Source organism: Kribbella sp. NBC_00662 (assembly GCF_041430295.1).
Taxonomy (GTDB): Bacteria; Actinomycetota; Actinomycetes; order Propionibacteriales; family Kribbellaceae; genus Kribbella.
The window spans coordinates 6,389,460-6,407,499 of the sequence record NZ_CP109029.1; the positions used below are offsets into that span (position 1 = coordinate 6,389,460).

Below are 18,040 nucleotides of genomic sequence, written 5' to 3' on the forward strand. Positions count from 1 at the left end.
AACCGAGATCGCGGCGTTTTGTCAGCGCACCCAATGAATCGTTTCACTCGCGAGTTGGAGCCTCATGTCGAACCTCGCCGCACCCACCGCCCTTCGCTTCGAGCATCGATCAGCTTCCCCGGAGTCCGGCACCGTGCTGGGCATCGGCACCGCGACGCCCCGGATCTCCTGGCAGGTCCCGGCCGCGGACGCCGGCTACGCGCAGACGGCGTACGAGCTCGAGATCACGACCGGCACGACCCAGGCGTTCACGGTCCAGTCGCCCGACCAGGTCCTGGTGCCCTGGCCGGCCGACCCACTCGGCTCGCGCGAGTCCGCGCAGGTCCGGGTCCGCGTCCGCGGTAACGACGACTGGAGTGAGTGGAGTGAGCCCGCGACCGTCGAGGCCGGTCTGCTCACCTCGGACGACTGGACCGCGCGGTTCGTCAGCCCGCGGGAGAACCCGCACGGCTCCCCCGCTCCCCTGATCGCCGGTGTCACGGACCTGCCGGAAGGCATCGTCAAGGCTCGCCTCTACGCGACCGCGTACGGGATCTACATCCCCGAGCTCAACGGGGAGCGCGTCGGCACCGAGGAGCTGGCGCCCGGCTGGACGGCGTACCAGTACCGGCTGCGCTACCAGACCTACGACGTGACCGAGCTTGTCCGACCTGGTGAGAACAAGCTCGAGATCCTCGTCGGTAACGCCTGGTACCGCGGCCGGATCGGCTTCCAGGACCAGAAGCAGCTGTACGGCGAGCGGCTCGCCGTACTCGCGCAGCTCGAGGTCACCACCGACGACGGCCAGGTGCACACCTTCGGCAGCGACGGCACCTGGACCTCGCGGGAGAGCAACGTCCTCGCCGACGACCTGTACGACGGCCAGACCACGGACCTTCGTAAGCAGCCCGGCGAGCCGGCTCCCGTCGACGTACTCGACGCCGACCTGAACCTGCTCGTCGCCCCCGACGGGCCGCCGGTCCGGATCACCGACGTACTGCCCGCGGTCGAGATCATCACCTCGCCGTCCGGCAAGACGCTCGTCGACTTCGGGCAGAACCTGGTCGGTCGAGTCCGGCTGAAGGTCCGCGGCGGGGCCGAGGGCGACGAGATCGTCGTACGTCACGCGGAGGTCCTCGAGAACGGCGAGCTAGGCGTCCGTCCGCTTCGCACCGCCAAGGCGACCGACACCTACTTCCTCGCCGGACCCGACGAGGTCGTGCTCGACTCCCCGCTCACCTTCCACGGCTTCCGGTACGCCGAAGTCACCGGCGTGGACGCGCTCGCGAAGGAGGACCTCGAAGCCGTCGTCATCGGCTCCGACCTGCAGCGGACCGGTTGGTTCGAGTCGTCGAACGAGCTGCTCAACCAGTTCCACCAGAACGTGGTGTGGGGCATGCGCGGCAACTTCGTCGACGTACCGACCGACTGCCCGCAGCGGGACGAGCGACTCGGGTGGACCGGCGACATCCAGGTCTTCTCCCCCAGTGCGAGCTTCCTGTTCGACACGGCCGGCTTCCTGACGAACTGGCTGGCCGACCTGGCGGCAGAGCAGCAGAAGGACGGCTCAGTGCCCTACGTCGTACCGGACGTGCTCCGGAACGAGAGCCCGGCGACGGCCGCATGGGGTGACGCGGCAACGATCGTCCCCTGGGTGGTCTACGAGCGCAGCGGCGACGCCGGTCTGCTCGCCCGGCAGTTGCCGAGCATGCGGGCCTGGGTGGACAAGATGACCGACCTGGCCGGCAGCGACCTGCTCTGGTCCGGCGGCTTCCAGTTCGGCGATTGGCTCGACCCGACCGCACCCCCGGAGAACGCCTTCGCCGCCAAGGCGGATCCCGACGTGGTCGCGACCGCGCACCTGGCCCGCTCGGCGGAGGTGGTCGGAAAGGCGGCGGAGCTCCTCGGCCACGCCGACCTGGCCCAGGAATACACCGACCTGGCGGCGCGCGTCCGGCAGGCGTTCGCGACCGAGTACGCGACCGACGGCGGCCGGGTATTGAGCGACGCGGCAACTACCTACGCACTCGCCCTCCAGTGGGCGCTGCTGCCGACGGAGACCCAGCGGCAGCGGGCCGGCGAACGTCTCGCCGACCTGGTCCGTACGTCGGGCTTCCGGATCAGCACCGGATTCGTCGGTACGCCGCTGATGGCTGACGCACTGGCCGATTCCGGACATCCTGACCTGGCGTACCGCCTTCTGCTACAGACAGGCTGCCCCTCTTGGCTGTACGCAGTGACGATGGGAGCCACGACAGTCTGGGAACGCTGGGACAGCATGCTGCCCGACGGCAGCATCAACCCCGGTGAGATGACGTCGTTCAACCACTACGCCCTCGGCGCGGTCGCCGACTGGATGCACCGCCGGGTCGCCGGCCTCGCGGCCGCCGAGCCCGGTTACCGCACGATCGACGTACGGCCGCTCCTCACCGAGCAGCTCACGAACGCGTCCGCCCGGCACCTCACGCCGTACGGCGAGGCGTCGGTCGCGTGGGCCCGCGCCGACGGCCGGGTCACGCTGTCGGTGACCGTGCCGGTCGGGTCCCGCGCGAGGGTCGACGTACCCGGGCAGGGTGTCGTCGAGGTCGAGCACGGTACCCACGAGTGGACCGCCGACGACCCGTACGCCGAGCGGCCCGAACTGGCCGCGGACGCCACGATCCGGCAACTGATGGACCACGAACCCACCTGGACCGAACTCGCGACCGCGGCCGTCGAAGGCGGGATCGTCGCGGACGACGCCCAACTGGCCGCCCGCCTCGAGCGGTACCTCGACCAGCCGGCCACCGGACTGGTCGACGCGATCAGCCCCCGTGGATTCTCCCCGAGCGCAGAGGCCCTGAAGGCCAAGCTCGAAGCACTGCTGAACCACTAGTCCAAGCCAACCCGACACCGCCCCGCTGCTTTGAACAACATCCTTTTGGAGGTCAAGATGAGGTTCCGCCCAGGAGCTAGCGGACTGGCGCTTCTCGCCGTCAGTTCGCTGGTGCTTTCCGCGTGCAGCGCGGGCAGTCTCGGATCCAGCAGTGACTCCGGCAGCAACTCGGTCGAGATCACGTACCTGATCGGCAACCAGGATCAGGACGTGAAGGAGGCCAACCAGCTGATCAAGGACTTCACCGCGAAGAACCCCGGTATCACGATCAAGACGGAGACCCGGCCGGCCGGCACGGAGGGCGACAACATCGTCAAGACCCGGCTGTCCACCGGCGACATGCCCGACGTCTTCGGCTACAACACCGGGTCGCTGTTCCAGGCGATCGCCCCGCAGAAGAACCTGGTGTCGATCAGCGACCAGCCGTACATCGGCAATCTCGACGACAACTTCAAGAAGACCGTGACCGCCGACGGCCAGGTGTACGGCGTACCCGTCGGCGGCTTCATGGGCGGCGCGGTGCTCTACAGCATCCCGGTCTACACCAAGCTCGGTCTGAAGATCCCCAAGACCTGGGCCGAGTTCATGGCCAACAACGCCAAGATCAAGGCGAACGACCCCGGCGTCGCCCCGGTGATCCAGACGTACGGCGAGACCTGGACGTCGCAGCTGTTCGTCCTCGGGGACTTCCACAACGTCGCCGCGGCCGAGCCGTCGTTCGCCGACGACTACACCGCGAACAAGGCGAAGTACGCCACCTCACCGGCCGCGCTCAAGGGGTTCGAGCACACCGAGGCAGTGCACGACGCCGGTTACGAGAACAAGGACTTCGCCTCGGCGAAGCTGCCGGACGGCCTGAAGATGCTTGCCACCGGCAAGGGTGCGCACTACCCGATCCTGTCCGGCGTGGTCGCGAACATGGTCGCCACCTACCCGGACGCCGCCAAGACCGTCGGCCTGTTCGCGTTGCCTGGTGACGACGCGAGCAAGAACGGCCTGACGCTGTGGACGCCGGGCGGCCTGTACATCCCGAAGACCACGACCGGCGACAAGCTCGACGCGGCGAAGAAGTTCCTCGCCTTCGTCGCCAGCCCGGACGGCTGCGCCTCGCAGAACACCGCCGGCGCACCGACCGGTCCGTACGCCGTCAAGGGCTGCACGCTCGGCAACGACGTACCGCAGGCGATCAAGGACATGCAGCCGTACCTCGACAAGCCTGACGGGTCGAGCCTGGCGCTGGAGTTCCTGTCGCCGGTCAAGGGCCCGTCGCTCGAGCAGATCACGGTCGAGGTGGGCTCCGGTATCCGCAAGGCGAAGGACGGCGCCGCGCGGTACGACGAAGACGTGAAGAAGCAGGCACAGCAGCTCGGCCTGGCAGGTTGGTGAGGTCGGTGGCTGTATTGATGCCACGACTCCGTCGCGGCGGGTCATGGGGCTGTAACTCCCGTCCTTCCCTCGTCGCTCCGGTCGCTCCGCTCCCTGCGCTCCTCAGTCCAGGACGGGAGGCCCCATGACCGTCACCTCGGTGAAACCACGTGAACGCAGCAAGGCGCGACCGGCCGCTTCGGCGGCCGGGAGCAAGGTCTACCGTCCGTACTCGAACTGGTTCTACCTGCCGACCGCCGTCATCTACGGCGTGCTGTTCCTGGTCCCGACGTTCGCCTCGCTCTACTTCAGCCTGACCCGGTGGAGTCTGTTCGAGTCGAAGTTCATCGGGCTGGACAACTTCAAGCTGTTCTTCCAGGAGCCCGCGCTGGTCAAGGGCTTCACCAACACCCTCATCTACGCCGTTGTCACGTCCGGGTCGAAGGTGGTGCTCGGGCTGCTGCTCGCGGTCCTGCTGACGTCCCAGATCGTTGCCCGCGGCTACCTCCGGTCGGTGGTGTTCTTCCCGGTGCTGGTCTCCACGATCGGTGTCGGGCTGACGTTCACCGTGCTGATGAACCCGGAGAAGGGCCTGATCAACGAGTCGCTCGGGCTGCTCGGGATCAACGGTCCCGGCTGGCTGACCGACCCGAAGTGGGCGCTGCTCTCGGTGGCCGCGGTCGACGTGTGGAAGGGCGTCGGTCTCGCGACACTGATCTACATCGCGGGGATCGTCTCGATCCCCCGTGAGTACATCGAGGCCGCCCGGGTCGACGGCGCCGGGTCGTGGCAGCAGTTCCGGCGGATCGTGCTGCCGCTGTCCCGGCCGGCCACCGTCACGGTCATCATCCTGTCGCTGATCGGCGGGCTGCGGTCCTTCGACCTGATCTGGGCGATGACCCGCGGCGGACCCGGGTTCACCTCGGACGTGATCGCGTCGGTGATCTACAAGCAGTACCAGGCCGGGTTCTACGGCCTGTCGACCGCGGGCAACGTGGTGCTGTTCATCACCGTCACAGCGATCATCCTGCCGCTGTCCTGGTTCCTGAACCGCAAGGAGGTGGACCTGTGAGTACGGCGGAACTCGTCAACCACCGCCCGGGTCGCAAGTGGGTGCTGAGCGCGGTCGCGATCATCGTCTCGATCGTCGTGTTCGTGATCCCGTTCGCGTTCATCGTGCTGACCGCGGTGAAGGACCGGACCCAGTCGGCCGACCTGAGCTTCTCCTGGCCGCACCAGTTCCGCTTCGTGCAGAACTTCATCGAGGTGGTCGAGGCCCGCGACTACATGCTGGTGATCGCGTTCATCAACAGCACGATCCTGACCGTGGCCAGCGTCACCGGGATGGTGGTGCTCGCGGCCATGGCCGGGTTCGTGCTGCAGCGCCGCAAGAGCCGGTGGAACGGGTTCATCAACTTCCTGGTGCTGGCCGGGCTGATCATCCCGCCGGCCGTCGTACCGACGATCTGGGTGCTGCAGAAGCTCGGCATGTTCAAGACGATGCCGGGGTTGATCCTGATCGAGATCGCCTACGGGCTGTCGTTCTGCATCCTGCTGTTCCGCGCGTTCGTCGCGACGATCCCGCGGGAGCTGGACGAGGCGGCGATCATCGACGGCGCCGGGCCGTTGCGGTTGTTCTTCCAGGTCGTGTTCCCGTTGCTCAGATCCGTGATCGTCACGGTCGTGGTGGTGCAGTCGGTCAACGTGTTCAACGACTTCGTGAACCCGTTGTACTTCCTGCCCGGTGACCAGAACGCCACCGTGCAGCTGACCTTGTACAACTTCTCGAGTCAGTTCACGACGCAGTACAACCTGCTGTTCATGGACATCCTGCTGATCACGATCCCGCCGTTGATCATGTTCCTGTTCTTCAACCGCCAGATCGTCGCCGGACTGACTTCCGGAGCGATCAAGGGGTAGCCGGTTTACGGACGATGTGCGCCGCCTGCGCCTTGTCCTTCTCGCCGGGCATCGCCGCGCGCGTCAGGGTCGCCACCTCGGCGAACCCGGCGCCGGCGAGCAGCCCGGCCACGTCCGTGGGGTCGTAGCTGTAGACCTCCAGGTCGAGGTCGTGACCGTAGGCGTTGCTCAGATGCCGGCTGCCGCCGCCGACCTTGAAGCCGTGCACGAGGTAGCCGCCGGGCTGCAGCACGCGGTACAGCTCCGCGAACACCGCCGGCAGGTCCTCGCGCGGCGTGTGCACGAGCGAATACCACGCGAGCGCGCCGGCGAGCTCACCGTCCTTCAGGTCGAGGTCGAACAGCGACCCGACCTCGAACCGCAGCTCGGGGTACTCCCGGCGCGCCACCTCGATCATCCCCGGCGTGAGGTCGATCCCGAACACATCCAGACCGAGCCCGGCCAGGTACGACGTTATCCGCCCGGTCCCGCAACCGAGATCCCCGACCGGGCCAGGCTCGACCAGCCGCGCGAAGTAGTCGAGCGCACCGCGCTCGAACGGATCCGCGTGGTGGTAGTCCCGCAGGATCGCGTGGTAGTCGGCGGCGGCGGCGTTGTAAGACCCTTGGATGTCGTTCACCCGAGGACTGTACGAAGTCCCTCCGACAGTTTCTGGTAGTCCGCGAGCGAGTTGTACCCATGCGCCGACAACCGGATGAACTTGCGCTCCTCGAAGCCGGTGAAGGTGATCTCGGCCTTCAGCTCACGCGAGATCCGCATCTTCAGCGCATCGCCGCCGGACAGGTCGACCGAAGACGGCAGCTCGACCAGCCGCATCGTCGTCGGCGGGTGGACGACCTCGGCGATACCGGTCCCCAGCGACTTGGCCAGCACCCGTGCGCCCTCCTCGACCAGCGTGGTCAGCTGCGGGCGCCGGGTCGGCCAGTCCAGGTCGGCGAGCACGTTGAGCGACTCGGGCGCGGCGATCCACGGCACGTAGTCGTACGTGCCCTGCATGTCGAAGCGCTCCGGCATCCGCTCGTCGTACTCCGACCACGAGACGATCAGCGGCATCGTTGCCGTGCGCCACTGTTCCGCGACCACCAGCCCGGCGGTCGCCCGCGGTGCGGCCGGCCACTTGTGGAAGTTGCCGGTCCAGAAGTCGGCGCCGACGGGAGCCGGGGCGTCGATCAGAGCAGGGGCATGCGCGCCGTCGATCACGATCGGTACGCCGTGCGCGTGCGCTGCCTCGACCAGGGCCTCCACCGGCAGCACCTTCGCCGTACCGGAGGTGATCTGGTCGACGATCAGCACGGAGGCGTTGTCGAGCCGGTCCGCGATCAGCGAGACCACGGTCTCGTCGTCGGCCTCGAGCGGGATGTGGACGATCACGATCTCGGCCTGGTGTTCCTTGGCGAACCGCTCGGCGGCGTACCGCACCGCGCCGTACGTGTGGTCGGTCAGCACGATCCGGCTGCCTGCCGGGATCGGCAGGGTGGCGAGCGCGACGGTGACGCCGGCGCTCGCGTTCGGGACCAGGGCGAATCCGGACGGGTCGGTCTCCAGGAACGACGCCAGCGCGAGCCGGCTGGCTGTCAGCCGGTCGGCGACGGTCCGGAACCAGACCATCGGGTTGGCATCCATCTCCATCCGGAGGGCGGCCATCACCTCCTGGGTCCGGCGCGGCACGGCGCCGTACGAGCCGTGGTTGAGGTGGAGGACGCCGGGGTCGAGGGTCCACAGGTCGGGGCGGGGGCTGAGTACCGTCACCACCCAAACGGTACATACTTCCCCTCGTGTACCCCTACCTCGACCATGACGGCCCGATCGCGATGGCTCATCGAGGCGGCGCGAAACACCCGGACAACATCGGCTACGAGAACTCGCTGCACGCGTTCCAGCACGCGGTCGACCTCGGGTACACCTACCTCGAGACCGACCTGCACGCGACCAGCGACGGCGTGGTGATCGCGTTCCACGACGACAAGCTCGACCGGGTCACCGACCGCACCGGAGTGATCGCCGAGCTGCCGTGGTCCGAGGTCAGCAAGGCCAAGATCAACGGCCACGAGCCGATCCCCCGGCTGGACGAGCTGCTCGAGCAGTTCCCGGACATCCGGTTCAACCTGGACATCAAGGCCGAGGGCGGTCTGGAGCCGGCGGCAGCCGTACTGAAGGCCGCCGGCGCGATCGACCGGGTCTGCGTCTCGTCGTTCTCCCAGTCCCGGGTACGCCGGATCCGCAAGCTGCTCGGTCCGCGGCTGTGCACCGGGTACGGCGAGTTCGAGATCCTGCTGATCCGGTTCCTGCCGTTCGGGCTGCCGGCGGCCGGGGCGTGTCTGCAGATCCCGCAGGCGTACGGGCCGTTGAAGGTGCTGACGCCCGGGCTGATCAAACGAGCGCATGCCAGGGGCAAGCAAGTGCACGTCTGGACGGTCGACGATCCGGCACAGATGCGGGAGCTGCTCGACGCCGGGGTCGACGGCATCATCACCGACCGGACCGACCTGCTGCGCGACGTACTGATGGACCGGGGACAATGGAGCTGAGTGGAGTTGAAGTGTTATCCGGCGGTACGCCGCAACGTCCCCGGAACCTGACACACTTCCGCGCATGGGACTTCTCTCCGCCCCGGCCGGTGTGGACAAGCGTGAGTACTGGGGGTTCAGCCTGTACGACTGGGCGAACTCCGGCTACGTCACCACGGTCGGCACCGTCCTGTTCGCGCCGTACCTGACGTCGGTCGCGGAACAGGCCGCCTGCGGGTACTCCGGGACGACCGACCACCCGTGCCGCACCAACCTCGACGTACTGGGGCTGGGCATCTCCCCCGGATCGCTGGCGTTCTACGTCGTGACCGTGGCGACCCTGGTGTCGGCGCTGTTCCTGCCGGTGGTCGGCGCGATCGCGGACCGGATGGCCCGCAAGAAGCTCCTGATGTGCGCGTTCGCGTGGGCCGGCGCACTGGCGGCCTGCTGCATGGTGTTCGTCGGCGGCGGTCGCTGGGCGCTCGGTGCGCTGCTGCTGTTCATCGGCAATCTCTGCCTGGGCTCGTCGTTGGTCGTCTACGACTCGATCCTGATCGACATCGCCCCGCCCGACCAGCGCGACTCGGTCTCGTCCCGCGCATGGGCCTTCGGGTACGCCGGCGGCTTCATCCTGCTCCTGGTCAACCTGGCCGTCGTCACCGCGCACGACGCCCTGGGGATGAGTCAAGGAACGGCGGTCCGGCTCAGTCTGTTGAGTGCTGGGTTGTGGTGGGGGCTGTTCACGTTCTTCCCGTTCCTCCGGCTACGGGACCGGCCGCCGGTGAGCGTCGTACAGGTCCGTAGTGGCAGCCTGGTGCGGCAGAGCTTCGGTCAGCTGGGGGCGACGCTCAAGCATCTGCGCAGCTATCCGATGACGATGCTGTTCCTGATCGCGTACCTGTTCTTCAACGACGGCATCCAGACCGTCATCTCGGTGTCCTCGACGTACGGCGAGAAGCAGCTCGGGTTCGAGACGCAGGTGCTGATCGCGACGATCCTGATGGTGCAGTTCGTGGCGTTCTTCGGCGCGATCGTGTTCGGCCGGGTGGCGGCGCGGTACGGCGCTCATCGCACCATCACCGGCGGGCTGGTGATCTGGATGCTGATCGTGATCGCCGGGTTCCTGCTGCCGGCGCACCAGATCGTGCCGTTCCTCGCGATGGGCGCCGCGATCGGGATCGTGCTCGGCGGGACGCAGGCGCTGTCGCGGTCCGCGTTCAGCCAGCTGATCCCGAAGGGGCGGGAGGCGGAGTACTTCTCGCTGTATCAGGCGGGCGAGCGCGGTACGTCGTGGCTGGGCACGCTGGTGTTCGGGCTGGTGCATCAGATCACCGGGTCTTATCGGCCGGCGATCGTGGCGCTCGGTTTGTTCTTCGTGGTCGGGCTCGTGCTGCTGGTCCGCGTCGACATGCGCCGCGGCATCACCGAGGCCGGGAACGCGCAGCCGAGCATCGTTTAGACCACGGAAGCGACGAAGGCTCGTACTTCGTCGGTCGTGGGGCGGACACCGGTGCGGTCGGCGAAGAGCAGGTGGGTGGAGCCGATCAGGGTCAGCCCGAGCGCGTTCAGGTCTCGGTCCGCGGGGATGCGTCCGTAGGTCTGTTCCGCTTTCAGGTAGTCCATGACCACCCGACCTGCCTCGCTCAGGATCGGTACGCCGGTCGGCACGGCCTCCCGCAGACGTGCGCGTAGGCCGTCGCGCGAGATCGTCAAGCTGACGATCGCGACCGCTACCGAGCCGAACAGATCGGTGAGCATCGTCGTCAGGTTGTCGACGACCGAGCCTTGCCCGGCGGCCTTCAGCAGGACCTCGGCCTGGTCGTCGAGGCGACGGATCCGGTCCAGGACCAGCTCGGCCAGGAAGCCGTCGAAGTCGGTGAAGTGCTTGTGCAGCACGCCCTTCGCACACCCCGCCTCCGTCGTCACCGCCCGACTGGTCAGCGCCTCCGGGCCGTCCCGCAGCAGCACCCGCTCCGCCGCGTCGAACAACTGCTCCCGCGCATCCCGCATCGCGACACCGGTCGGCACAAACCCTCCCTTGACAAGAATGGGCACCCGCCCACTACCGTGGGCACATGCCCACTCTACCTGCAGGAGACCCACACAAGCATCGTGAGATGGCTGAGTCGTTCGGAACTGACGCGGAGCTGTACGACCGAGCTCGCCCTCGCTATCCGTCTGCCTTGATCGATTCGGTCATCTCCTCTGCGCCCGGGTCGGCGGTGCTCGATGTCGGGTGTGGGACGGGGATCGCCGCGCGGCAGTTCCGGGCTGCTGGTTGCCGGGTGGTTGGCGTGGAGGTGGATGAGCGGATGGCAGCGTTCGCCCGCAGTACCGGAGTCGAGGTCGAGGTTTCGGCGTTCGAGTCCTGGGAGCCGGCCGGTCGCACCTTCGACGCGCTCGTCGCCGGCATGACCTGGCACTGGATCGACCCGACCGTCGGCGCCGCCAAAGCAGCTGACGTACTCCGACCAGGCGGCTGCTTCGCCGCCTTCTGGTATGTCCTCCAACCGCCACCCGACCTCGGCGCCGCCTTCGCAGCCGTCCACCGTGAGGTCCTGCCAGACAGCCCGGTCAACTCTCAGGTCGCCGCCGCACCGCTCGGCGCCTACGAGCACTTCCTCGACCGAACCGCCGACAGCCTCACCGCGACCGGCGCGTTCACCGACCTCGAGCGCCCGACGTACCCCTGGAGCTGTCACTACACCCGCGACGAGTGGCTCGACCAGCTCCGCACCAGCGGCATGGCCAAACCGCTCGCCGACGCCGGCAAACTCGACGAGGTGCTCGACCGCACCGGAGCCGCCATCGACGCCGCGGGCGGCAGCTTCACCCTCGACTCCACCGCCGTCGCCCTCACCGCCACCCGCAGCTGAGAACAGACGTGCGCCCGGCCGGGGTGCTGGCCGGGCGCACGGACCTGAGGTGGATCAGCTCGAGCGGATCAGCGCGACGACGGCGTCGCCCCCGGGTTCCGGAAGCCCCCGCCGAACGCACCCTGTCGCACGGTCTGCGCGGTCACGGTCCCGTTCGCGTTCTGACCGGTCACGACCACCTGCTCGCCGGCCTTCAGATCCGCGGCAGTGCCCTTCGAGGTGATCTCGTACGTCGTGTCGCCCGTCAGCTTCACCGTCACGTTGCCCGACTGCGTCTTCACGACCAGCTCAGAACTGTTCGCCGACACCACGGTGCCGACGGTTCCGCCGCCCGGACCGCCGCCGGGGAACTGCCGCTGCCCCTGGCCGGTCCCTCCGCCGCCGTTCTGCCCCCGGAACCCGCCGTACCCGCCGTACCCGCCGGCGCCGCGCCCCGCCTGCGGCTGGTTCGACGAGCTGTCGGAAGCGAACGCCGCATGCAGCCCGGCCCCGCCGGCAAGACCGACGGCGAGTACGACGACGCCGGCCAGGATCGCCGTCGCGAGCGGCAGGTTGAGAGTCTTCTTCGGCTTGAGCGCCGCGTCGACCTCCTCGTCGGACCCGATCTGGGCGAACTCGTCGGGCGTCTGGTTACTCATGGAAGGCCTCTCACTCATGTCGTAGTGCATCGATGGGACGGAGTCCGGCGGCTCGGTGCGCCGGCATGCTGCCGAAGAACAGGCCGACCGCCGCGGACACGCCGAGCGCGAGCCCGATCGACGACGGCACCAGCACCGGCTGCACACCGGCCAGCTGGAAGCGGGTGACGATCAACGCGACCCCGACACCGACCGCGCCGCCGAGCAGGCTCAGCAGCGTCGCCTCGATCAGGAACTGCCCGAGGATCGTCCGCCGCCGCGCCCCGAGCGCCTTGCGGATACCGATCTCGCGGGTCCGCTCGGTGACCGTGACCAGCATGATGTTGGTGACGCCGATCCCGCCGACGACCAGGCTGATCGCGGCGACCGTCGCCAGCAGGGCGGTGAACGTCGCGGCCGTGTCCTGGCTCGTCTGCAGGATCTGCGCCGAGTTCGTGATCCGGAACGGCGACGTCTGATTCGCCGGCACCTGGTGGCGAGCGGTCAGCAGCTGCGTGACCTCGGCCTGCGCGGTGTCGACCCGATCGGTGGCCTTGGCCTGTACGACGATCTGGTTGAGTGCGCCGTACCCGGCCTGCGTGGCGCGGAGCGTGCTGATCGGCACGATCGCGGTCGCGTTCGGGTCGTTGAACCCGGTGCTGTCCTTGCTGGCCAGCACGCCCCGGACGACGAAGTCGACGGCGCCGAGCTTGATCGTCTGCCCGACCGCGCTCGCGGGCCGGGTGAACAGCTCGGTCGCGGTCGTCTGCCCGAGCAGGATCACCCGCTGCGAGGTGTCGACGTCCGCCTGGGTGAACGACGCCCCGATCCCGACCGGCGTGTTGGTGGCCGGCATGTATTGCGGCGTCGTACCGATCACCTGGTTCACGGTGTAGCTGGTGTCGCCGTTGGTCGCCGTGGCCCCGCTGCTCGTCATCACCGGAGCGACCGACGAGACATCGGGCGCGAGCCGCGCGTCGGCCAACGCGGCCGCATCGTCGAGGGTGAGGCTGTACTGCTGCGACGCCGGTCCGGCCTGTCCGCGCTGGAAGCCGCCACCGCCACCGGTCGTGGAGACCGTCAGCAGGTTCGTGCCCATCGCCTCGAGCCGGGCCTGCACGGCCTTTCCGGAGCCGTTGCCGACAGCAACCAGGACGATGACCGCGCCGACCCCGATCGACACGCCGAGGACGGTGAGCAGGGACCTGAGCTTGTTCGCCGTGAGGCCGCGGAGTGCGGCCCCCAGCAGGTCGCGTGGTGACATCAGCGCGTCACCTCGTCGGAGACGATCCGGCCGTCGGCGACCTGTACCAGTCGCCGGGCGCGAGCGGCGACGTCGTGCTCGTGGGTGATCACGATGATCGTCCGGCCGTCGGCGTGCAGACCGTCGAACATCCCGAGCACCTCGTCGGTCGAGTGCGCGTCCAGGTTTCCGGTCGGTTCGTCGGCGAGCAGGATCCGCGGACCGGTCGCCAGCGCACGCGCGATCGCGACCCGCTGCTGCTGACCGCCGGACAGCTGGTTCGGCCGGTGGCCGGTGCGGTCCGCGAGACCGACGAGTTCGAGCGCGCGGTTCGCGCGCCGGCGGCGTTCGGCCCGGCGCAGGTGTGCGTAGGTCAGCGGCAACTCGACGTTCGCGAGCGCGCTGGTCCGCGGGATCAGGTTGAACGACTGGAAGATGAACCCGATCTTGCGGCCGCGGACGAGCGCCTGCTGGTCCTCGCTCAGCCGGGCCACGTTGCTGCCGTCCAGCCAGTACTCGCCGCGCGACGGTACGTCGAGACAGCCGAGGATGTTCATCAGCGTGGACTTGCCGGATCCGGAGGAGCCCATCACAGCGACGTACTCGCCGGCGTCGACGCGCAACGACACACCCTGGAGTGCGTGTACCGCGGTCTCGCCGTGGCCGTACGTCTTGGTGACGTCCCGGATGTCGATCAGGGCGTCAGCGGCCACGGAAGCCACCGCCACCAGCCCCGCCACCAGCCCCGCCACCGCCGAAGCCTGCACCGCCGCCACCGCCGCCGCCGAAGCCGGCCGGGAACTGACCGGTGCCGCCCTGCCCCTGCCGGCCCTGGCCGTTCTGGGTGCCGGTGCCGCCGATCGCGCCCTGCAGCAGGTCGATCTGATCGCCTTCGTTCAGGCCGGACGTGATCTGCGTGAAGCTGTCCCCGCGGACGCCGACCTTCACCTCGCGCGTCCCACTGCCGTCAGCCATCGTCACGGTGTACGTCGAGCCGCTCGTGGCGATCGCCGTACTCGGGACGTAGAGGGCGTTGGTCGCCTTCGCGGTCTGGACCGTGACGTTCGCGGTCTGCCCCATGCGGGCGTTCGCGGGGAGCTTGGCGAGGCTGAAGGTCGCCGAGTAGGAGACGACGCCGTTGGTCGTGGTCGGCGTCGGCGAGACGGAGGCCAGCGACGCGGTGAGCGTCGTACCGGGTTCGGCGTTCAGGGTCACGGTCGCGGACTGGCCGGCCTTGATCTTGATCGCGTCCGCCTCGGCGAACGCGGCGATCACCTGGAGGGCCTTGAGGTCGGCGATGTCGACGAAGCCGGTGCCCGAGGTCGAGGTACTCGCGCTGCTCGGGGCTGAACCTTGACCTGAGGTTGAGCCTTGGCCGCTGCTACCGCCGGAGCCGCTGCCTGAACCCGAGCTGGATCCTCCGGTCACCGAGCCGATCGCTCCGTTGATCGCCGTGATGGTCCCGGCGATCGGCGCCTTCAGTGTGGTGGCGTCGACGGCAGCCTGGGCCGCCTCGACGTTCTGGTCGGCCTGCTCCTTGTCCGCCTTGGCCTTCGCCAGGCTCGCCTCGGCGTTGCTGACGGCAACTTGCGGGCTCTGACCCTGACCCTGACCTTGAGACTGGGACTGAGACTGGGACTGCTGCTGTTGCTGTTGACCGTTCGTCGCGGTCGGGGTCGGCGACGGGGAGGCGGATGCCTCCTCGGCAGCGTCGAGGGCGTCCTCGGCGTCGCTGAGCGTCTCGTCGGCCGCGCTCACCGAGTTCTCGGCGGCGATCTGGTTCTGCTGGGCGATCACGAGCTGGCGGTTGGCGTCGGACGGGTCGATCTTCGCGATCGCGGCGCCCTTGGCCACGACCTGACCGACCTTCACCAGGATCTGCGTCACGGTGCCCGAGGTCTCGAACTGTGGCGACGCCGTCTGGGAGCTCTGCAGGGTGCCACTGGAGCTGACGCTCGCGGTCACGTCACCGCGCTGGACCGCCACCGTCGGCCGGGTCGCGCTCGCGGCCGGCGGGTCCTTCTTGAAGAACAGGAAGTAGGCCGTGAGGGCGATGACGAGCACGATGGCGACCAGCGCCACGTTCACGAAACTGAGGCCACGGATCTTGTGGCGGGGTAGCACCATGGAAGCAGACGGTAGGGAGAGATGCTGAGGAGGAGATCCTCGATTCCTGGCAACAGGCTGTGAACCAGATATCGATTCGGTGCGTCGTACGTCGTGCGGTTCGCGACACACCGTGATCTGTGAACACCCGACGACAGCCGGTCACGACAGCGTGAACCCGGGCCGTCAGGTGCGTACATATGGCTCGGACATGCCAAAATGGGAATGATCCGGGCCGGCCGACCGTTGGCACGGATGACGATCTCGGAGGTTTGACATGTCTAATCGCGTACTGCGTGGTTCGGGGCTGGGTGGGGTCAGCTTCGAGGATGACCGTGGTGTTGAGTTCGCTCCCCGCCAGATGATCACGTACGACTGCCCCCGCGGCCACGTGGTCGAGGTCACCATGGCGCACGACGCCGAGGTGCCCGCGGTCTGGGAGTGCCCGCACTGCGGCAGCGAGGCCGCCCGGTCCACCGGCGAGAAGCCGGAGCCGAAGCAGGAGAAGCCGGCCCGTACGCACTGGGACATGCTGCGCGAGCGCCGGAGCATCTCGGAACTCGAGGAGCTGCTGGCCGAGCGGGTCGAGTTGCTCCGCAAGGGCGAGATCGGCCCGGCGCACCTGCACCGGACCAAGCGCACGGCCTGACCCCATGTGAGAACCCTCACCGCAACGGCGCGGTGAGGGTTTCTTTCTGCCCGGATTTGCCTAAAGCCTTTAGGTAATTCCATAATGAGTTATGGCAAGAGCGGGGTTGACCGGCGCGCGGCTGGCACAGGCGGGCGCCGAGCTCGCCGACGAGGTCGGCTTCGAGCAGGTCACCGTGTCCGCTCTGGCCCGCCAGTTCGGCGTACAGGTCGCCAGCCTCTACTCCCACGTGCGCAGCTCCGCCGACCTGAAGGCGCGGATCACGACGGTCGCCCTCACCGAGCTCGCGGACCAAGCTGCCGACGCTGTCGCGGGTCGGGCCGGCCGTGACGCCCTGTCCGCTCTGGCCAACGTCTACCGCGACTACGCCCGCGCCCACCCGGGCCGCTACGCCGCCACCCGCTTCCTGCCTGGGACAGCGGCTCCTGAGCTCGTTGAAGCCGGGAGACGGCATTCGGAGCTCACGCGGGCGGTCCTCCGCGGATACGAGCTGGACGAGCCCGCCCAGACAGACGCCGTACGCCTGCTCGGCAGCACGATCCACGGCTACATCACGCTCGAGTCCGCAGGCTCTTTCGCCTTCAGCCGGCCGAGCTCCGACGACAGCTGGCCGCGCATCATCGACGCCCTCGACACCCTCCTCCGCAGCTGGAGCTGACATGATCACCACCCCCATCACCTTCGACCTGGTCCGCGGTGCGCTCGAGCTCGAGCCCACCGACCGCGGCGTCCTGCCACACCGCCTGCCCGCTTGGGCGCGCACGCAGTACGACGACGCCCAGATGACGATGGTCGAGTCCCAACCGTCCGGGGTCCGCCTGGTCTTCTCGACCCGAGCGACGGTCATCGAGCTCGAGACGCTCCCGACGAAACGTGACTACACCGGCGCTCCCCCGCGCCCGGACGGCGTGTACGACGTACTCGTCGACGGCGAGCTCTTCATCCAGCTCACCGCGGCCGGCGGCGACGTCATCGCCATCGACCTGATGACCGGCGCCACCGAGACCCGCCAGGGTGAGACCCAGACCCTGAGCATCACCGGCCTGCCCGCGGCCGCGAAGACGGTCGAGATCTGGCTGCCGCACGACGAGACAACCCAACTCGTTGCCCTGCGCACCGATGCCGCGGTCGAACCGGTCCCGCCCTCGGGTCGCGTCTGGCTCCACCATGGCAGCTCGATCAGCCACGGCTCGAACGCCACCCATCCGACCGGCACCTGGCCGGCCCTCGCCTCGGCCCGGGCCGGGGTCGAGCTGCTCAACCTGGGGTACGGCGGCAGCGCGTACCTGCAGCCGTTCATCGCCCGGACGATCCGGGACACGCCCGCCGACCTGATCAGCCTGAAGCTCGGCATCAACATCGTGAACTCGGACGGCCTCCGGCTCCGCTCGTTCACGCCCGCCGTCCACGGCTTCCTCGACACCATCCGGGACGGCCACCCCGACACACCGCTGCTGGTCGTCTCCCCCATCCTCTGCCCGATCCACGAGGAGACCCCCGGCCCCACCAGCTGGGACCTCTCCGCCCTGGCCGCCGGCGAGCTCCGCTTCGTCGCCACCGGCGACCCCGCGGAGATCCCCGCGGGCAAGCTGACGCTCTCCGTCATCCGCGCGGAACTCGCTCGCATCGTCGCCCGACGCGCCGCCTCCGACCCCAACCTCCACTACCTCGACGGCCGCGAGCTGTACGGCGAGACGGACAACGCCGCCCATCCCCTCCTCGACGATCTCCACCCCGACGGCCCCACCCACCAACTCATCGCCGACCGCTTCGCACACCACGCCTTCGAATCCAAGGGTCCCTTCACGAGCTAGACCCGACTCACTGGTCCCTGGAGTTCAGGGGTACTGGCAACGCCAGGGTGTTCGACCGGTGCGCGCGGGCGGTCGAAGGGCGCAGAGTG

Annotated in this window: 17 protein-coding genes; 10 read left to right on the plus strand and 7 right to left on the minus strand. The window is 68.5% G+C overall.

What is annotated here, in order from left to right; genetic code table 11:
* Window positions 1-64 precede the first annotated feature (64 nt).
* The 4 genes from OHA10_RS31665 (at window position 65) to OHA10_RS31680 (ending at window position 6,139) form a co-directional block, all read left to right on the plus strand.
* Window positions 65-2,854, plus strand: coding sequence for a family 78 glycoside hydrolase catalytic domain (locus OHA10_RS31665; RefSeq protein ID WP_371402428.1), 2,790 nt, complete (start codon window positions 65-67; stop codon window positions 2,852-2,854).
* A gap of 57 nt (window positions 2,855-2,911) precedes the next feature.
* Complete coding sequence (locus OHA10_RS31670; protein ID WP_371402429.1) at window positions 2,912-4,240, plus strand: ABC transporter substrate-binding protein; 1,329 nt, start codon at window positions 2,912-2,914, stop codon at window positions 4,238-4,240.
* Window positions 4,241-4,364: 124 nt separating this feature from the next.
* Window positions 4,365-5,291: a carbohydrate ABC transporter permease gene (locus tag OHA10_RS31675; protein ID WP_371402430.1), complete on the plus strand. Its 927-nt coding sequence runs from the start codon at window positions 4,365-4,367 to the stop codon at window positions 5,289-5,291.
* Window positions 5,288-6,139 carry a carbohydrate ABC transporter permease gene (locus tag OHA10_RS31680; protein ID WP_371402431.1) on the plus strand — a complete coding sequence of 284 codons (852 nt, stop codon included), beginning with the start codon at window positions 5,288-5,290 and terminating at the stop codon, window positions 6,137-6,139. Before OHA10_RS31675 ends, OHA10_RS31680 begins: the two co-directional genes overlap by 4 nt.
* On the opposite strand, the gene OHA10_RS31685 is transcribed toward OHA10_RS31680, so the two are convergent.
* The gene (locus OHA10_RS31685; protein ID WP_371402432.1) at window positions 6,129-6,758 is read right to left on the minus strand and encodes a class I SAM-dependent methyltransferase; all 630 of its coding nucleotides are present in this window, start codon (window positions 6,756-6,758) and stop codon (window positions 6,129-6,131) included. The two genes, OHA10_RS31680 and OHA10_RS31685, sit on opposite strands and share 11 nt — an antisense overlap.
* Window positions 6,755-7,888 (minus strand): aminotransferase class V-fold PLP-dependent enzyme, encoded by a 1,134-nt coding sequence (locus OHA10_RS31690; RefSeq protein WP_371402433.1) that lies wholly within the window; start codon window positions 7,886-7,888, stop codon window positions 6,755-6,757. Before OHA10_RS31690 ends, OHA10_RS31685 begins: the two co-directional genes overlap by 4 nt.
* A 26-nt stretch (window positions 7,889-7,914) precedes the next feature.
* Here OHA10_RS31690 and OHA10_RS31695 point away from each other — a divergent pair, with 26 nt between their 5' ends.
* Together OHA10_RS31695 and OHA10_RS31700 are read left to right on the plus strand one after the other, a co-directional pair.
* Window positions 7,915-8,667, plus strand: coding sequence for a glycerophosphodiester phosphodiesterase (locus OHA10_RS31695; RefSeq protein WP_371402434.1), 753 nt, complete (start codon window positions 7,915-7,917; stop codon window positions 8,665-8,667).
* Window positions 8,668-8,731: 64 nt separating this feature from the next.
* Entirely contained in the window at window positions 8,732-10,105 is a 1,374-nt protein-coding gene (locus OHA10_RS31700; protein ID WP_371402435.1) for an MFS transporter, read from the plus strand.
* Here the strand turns inward: OHA10_RS31700 and OHA10_RS31705 are convergent.
* The gene (locus OHA10_RS31705) at window positions 10,102-10,674 is read right to left on the minus strand and encodes a TetR/AcrR family transcriptional regulator (protein WP_371402436.1); all 573 of its coding nucleotides are present in this window, start codon (window positions 10,672-10,674) and stop codon (window positions 10,102-10,104) included. The two genes, OHA10_RS31700 and OHA10_RS31705, sit on opposite strands and share 4 nt — an antisense overlap.
* An 89-nt stretch (window positions 10,675-10,763) precedes the next feature.
* Here OHA10_RS31705 and OHA10_RS31710 point away from each other — a divergent pair, with 89 nt between their 5' ends.
* Window positions 10,764-11,522, plus strand: coding sequence for a class I SAM-dependent methyltransferase (locus OHA10_RS31710; protein WP_371402437.1), 759 nt, complete (start codon window positions 10,764-10,766; stop codon window positions 11,520-11,522).
* 68 nt (window positions 11,523-11,590) lie between these two features.
* On the opposite strand, the gene OHA10_RS31715 is transcribed toward OHA10_RS31710, so the two are convergent.
* Genes OHA10_RS31715 through OHA10_RS31730 form a run of 4 tightly spaced genes read right to left on the minus strand, consistent with a single transcriptional unit; the run spans window position 11,591 to window position 15,509 of the window.
* On the minus strand, window positions 11,591-12,160 hold the full coding sequence (locus OHA10_RS31715) for a hypothetical protein (RefSeq protein WP_371402438.1): 570 nt from the start codon (window positions 12,158-12,160) through the stop codon (window positions 11,591-11,593).
* A 10-nt stretch (window positions 12,161-12,170) separates the two neighbouring features.
* The gene (locus OHA10_RS31720) at window positions 12,171-13,403 is read right to left on the minus strand and encodes an ABC transporter permease (protein ID WP_371402439.1); all 1,233 of its coding nucleotides are present in this window, start codon (window positions 13,401-13,403) and stop codon (window positions 12,171-12,173) included.
* Window positions 13,403-14,095 carry an ABC transporter ATP-binding protein gene (locus OHA10_RS31725; protein ID WP_371402440.1) on the minus strand — a complete coding sequence of 231 codons (693 nt, stop codon included), beginning with the start codon at window positions 14,093-14,095 and terminating at the stop codon, window positions 13,403-13,405. The genes OHA10_RS31720 and OHA10_RS31725 overlap by 1 nt, the downstream gene beginning before the upstream one ends.
* Window positions 14,085-15,509, minus strand: a complete 1,425-nt coding sequence (locus OHA10_RS31730; RefSeq protein WP_371402441.1) for an efflux RND transporter periplasmic adaptor subunit — start codon at window positions 15,507-15,509, stop codon at window positions 14,085-14,087. The genes OHA10_RS31725 and OHA10_RS31730 overlap by 11 nt, the downstream gene beginning before the upstream one ends.
* A gap of 256 nt (window positions 15,510-15,765) precedes the next feature.
* On the opposite strand from OHA10_RS31730, the gene OHA10_RS31735 reads away from it, so the two are divergent.
* From OHA10_RS31735 to OHA10_RS31745, 3 genes are all read left to right on the plus strand, one after another.
* Window positions 15,766-16,137: an RNA polymerase-binding protein RbpA gene (locus OHA10_RS31735; protein WP_130448290.1), complete on the plus strand. Its 372-nt coding sequence runs from the start codon at window positions 15,766-15,768 to the stop codon at window positions 16,135-16,137.
* Window positions 16,138-16,228: 91 nt separating this feature from the next.
* On the plus strand, window positions 16,229-16,795 hold the full coding sequence (locus OHA10_RS31740) for a TetR/AcrR family transcriptional regulator (protein ID WP_371402442.1): 567 nt from the start codon (window positions 16,229-16,231) through the stop codon (window positions 16,793-16,795).
* A gap of 1 nt (window position 16,796) precedes the next feature.
* Entirely contained in the window at window positions 16,797-17,951 is a 1,155-nt protein-coding gene (locus OHA10_RS31745) for a GDSL-type esterase/lipase family protein (RefSeq protein ID WP_371402443.1), read from the plus strand.
* The last annotated feature ends 89 nt before the right edge of the window (window positions 17,952-18,040 follow it).

Coding starts and splice junctions, on each gene's coding strand:
- OHA10_RS31735 (WP_130448290.1), top strand. CDS start 15,766: ATGTCTAATCGCGTACTGCGTGGTTCGGGGCTGGGTGGGGTCAGCTTC.
- OHA10_RS31670 (WP_371402429.1), top strand. CDS start 2,912: ATGAGGTTCCGCCCAGGAGCTAGCGGACTGGCGCTTCTCGCCGTCAGT.
- OHA10_RS31700 (WP_371402435.1), top strand. CDS start 8,732: ATGGGACTTCTCTCCGCCCCGGCCGGTGTGGACAAGCGTGAGTACTGG.
- OHA10_RS31715 (WP_371402438.1), bottom strand. CDS start 12,160: ATGAGTAACCAGACGCCCGACGAGTTCGCCCAGATCGGGTCCGACGAG.
- OHA10_RS31710 (WP_371402437.1), top strand. CDS start 10,764: ATGGCTGAGTCGTTCGGAACTGACGCGGAGCTGTACGACCGAGCTCGC.
- OHA10_RS31740 (WP_371402442.1), top strand. CDS start 16,229: ATGGCAAGAGCGGGGTTGACCGGCGCGCGGCTGGCACAGGCGGGCGCC.
- OHA10_RS31675 (WP_371402430.1), top strand. CDS start 4,365: ATGACCGTCACCTCGGTGAAACCACGTGAACGCAGCAAGGCGCGACCG.
- OHA10_RS31745 (WP_371402443.1), top strand. CDS start 16,797: ATGATCACCACCCCCATCACCTTCGACCTGGTCCGCGGTGCGCTCGAG.
- OHA10_RS31720 (WP_371402439.1), bottom strand. CDS start 13,403: ATGTCACCACGCGACCTGCTGGGGGCCGCACTCCGCGGCCTCACGGCG.
- OHA10_RS31730 (WP_371402441.1), bottom strand. CDS start 15,509: ATGGTGCTACCCCGCCACAAGATCCGTGGCCTCAGTTTCGTGAACGTG.
- OHA10_RS31665 (WP_371402428.1), top strand. CDS start 65: ATGTCGAACCTCGCCGCACCCACCGCCCTTCGCTTCGAGCATCGATCA.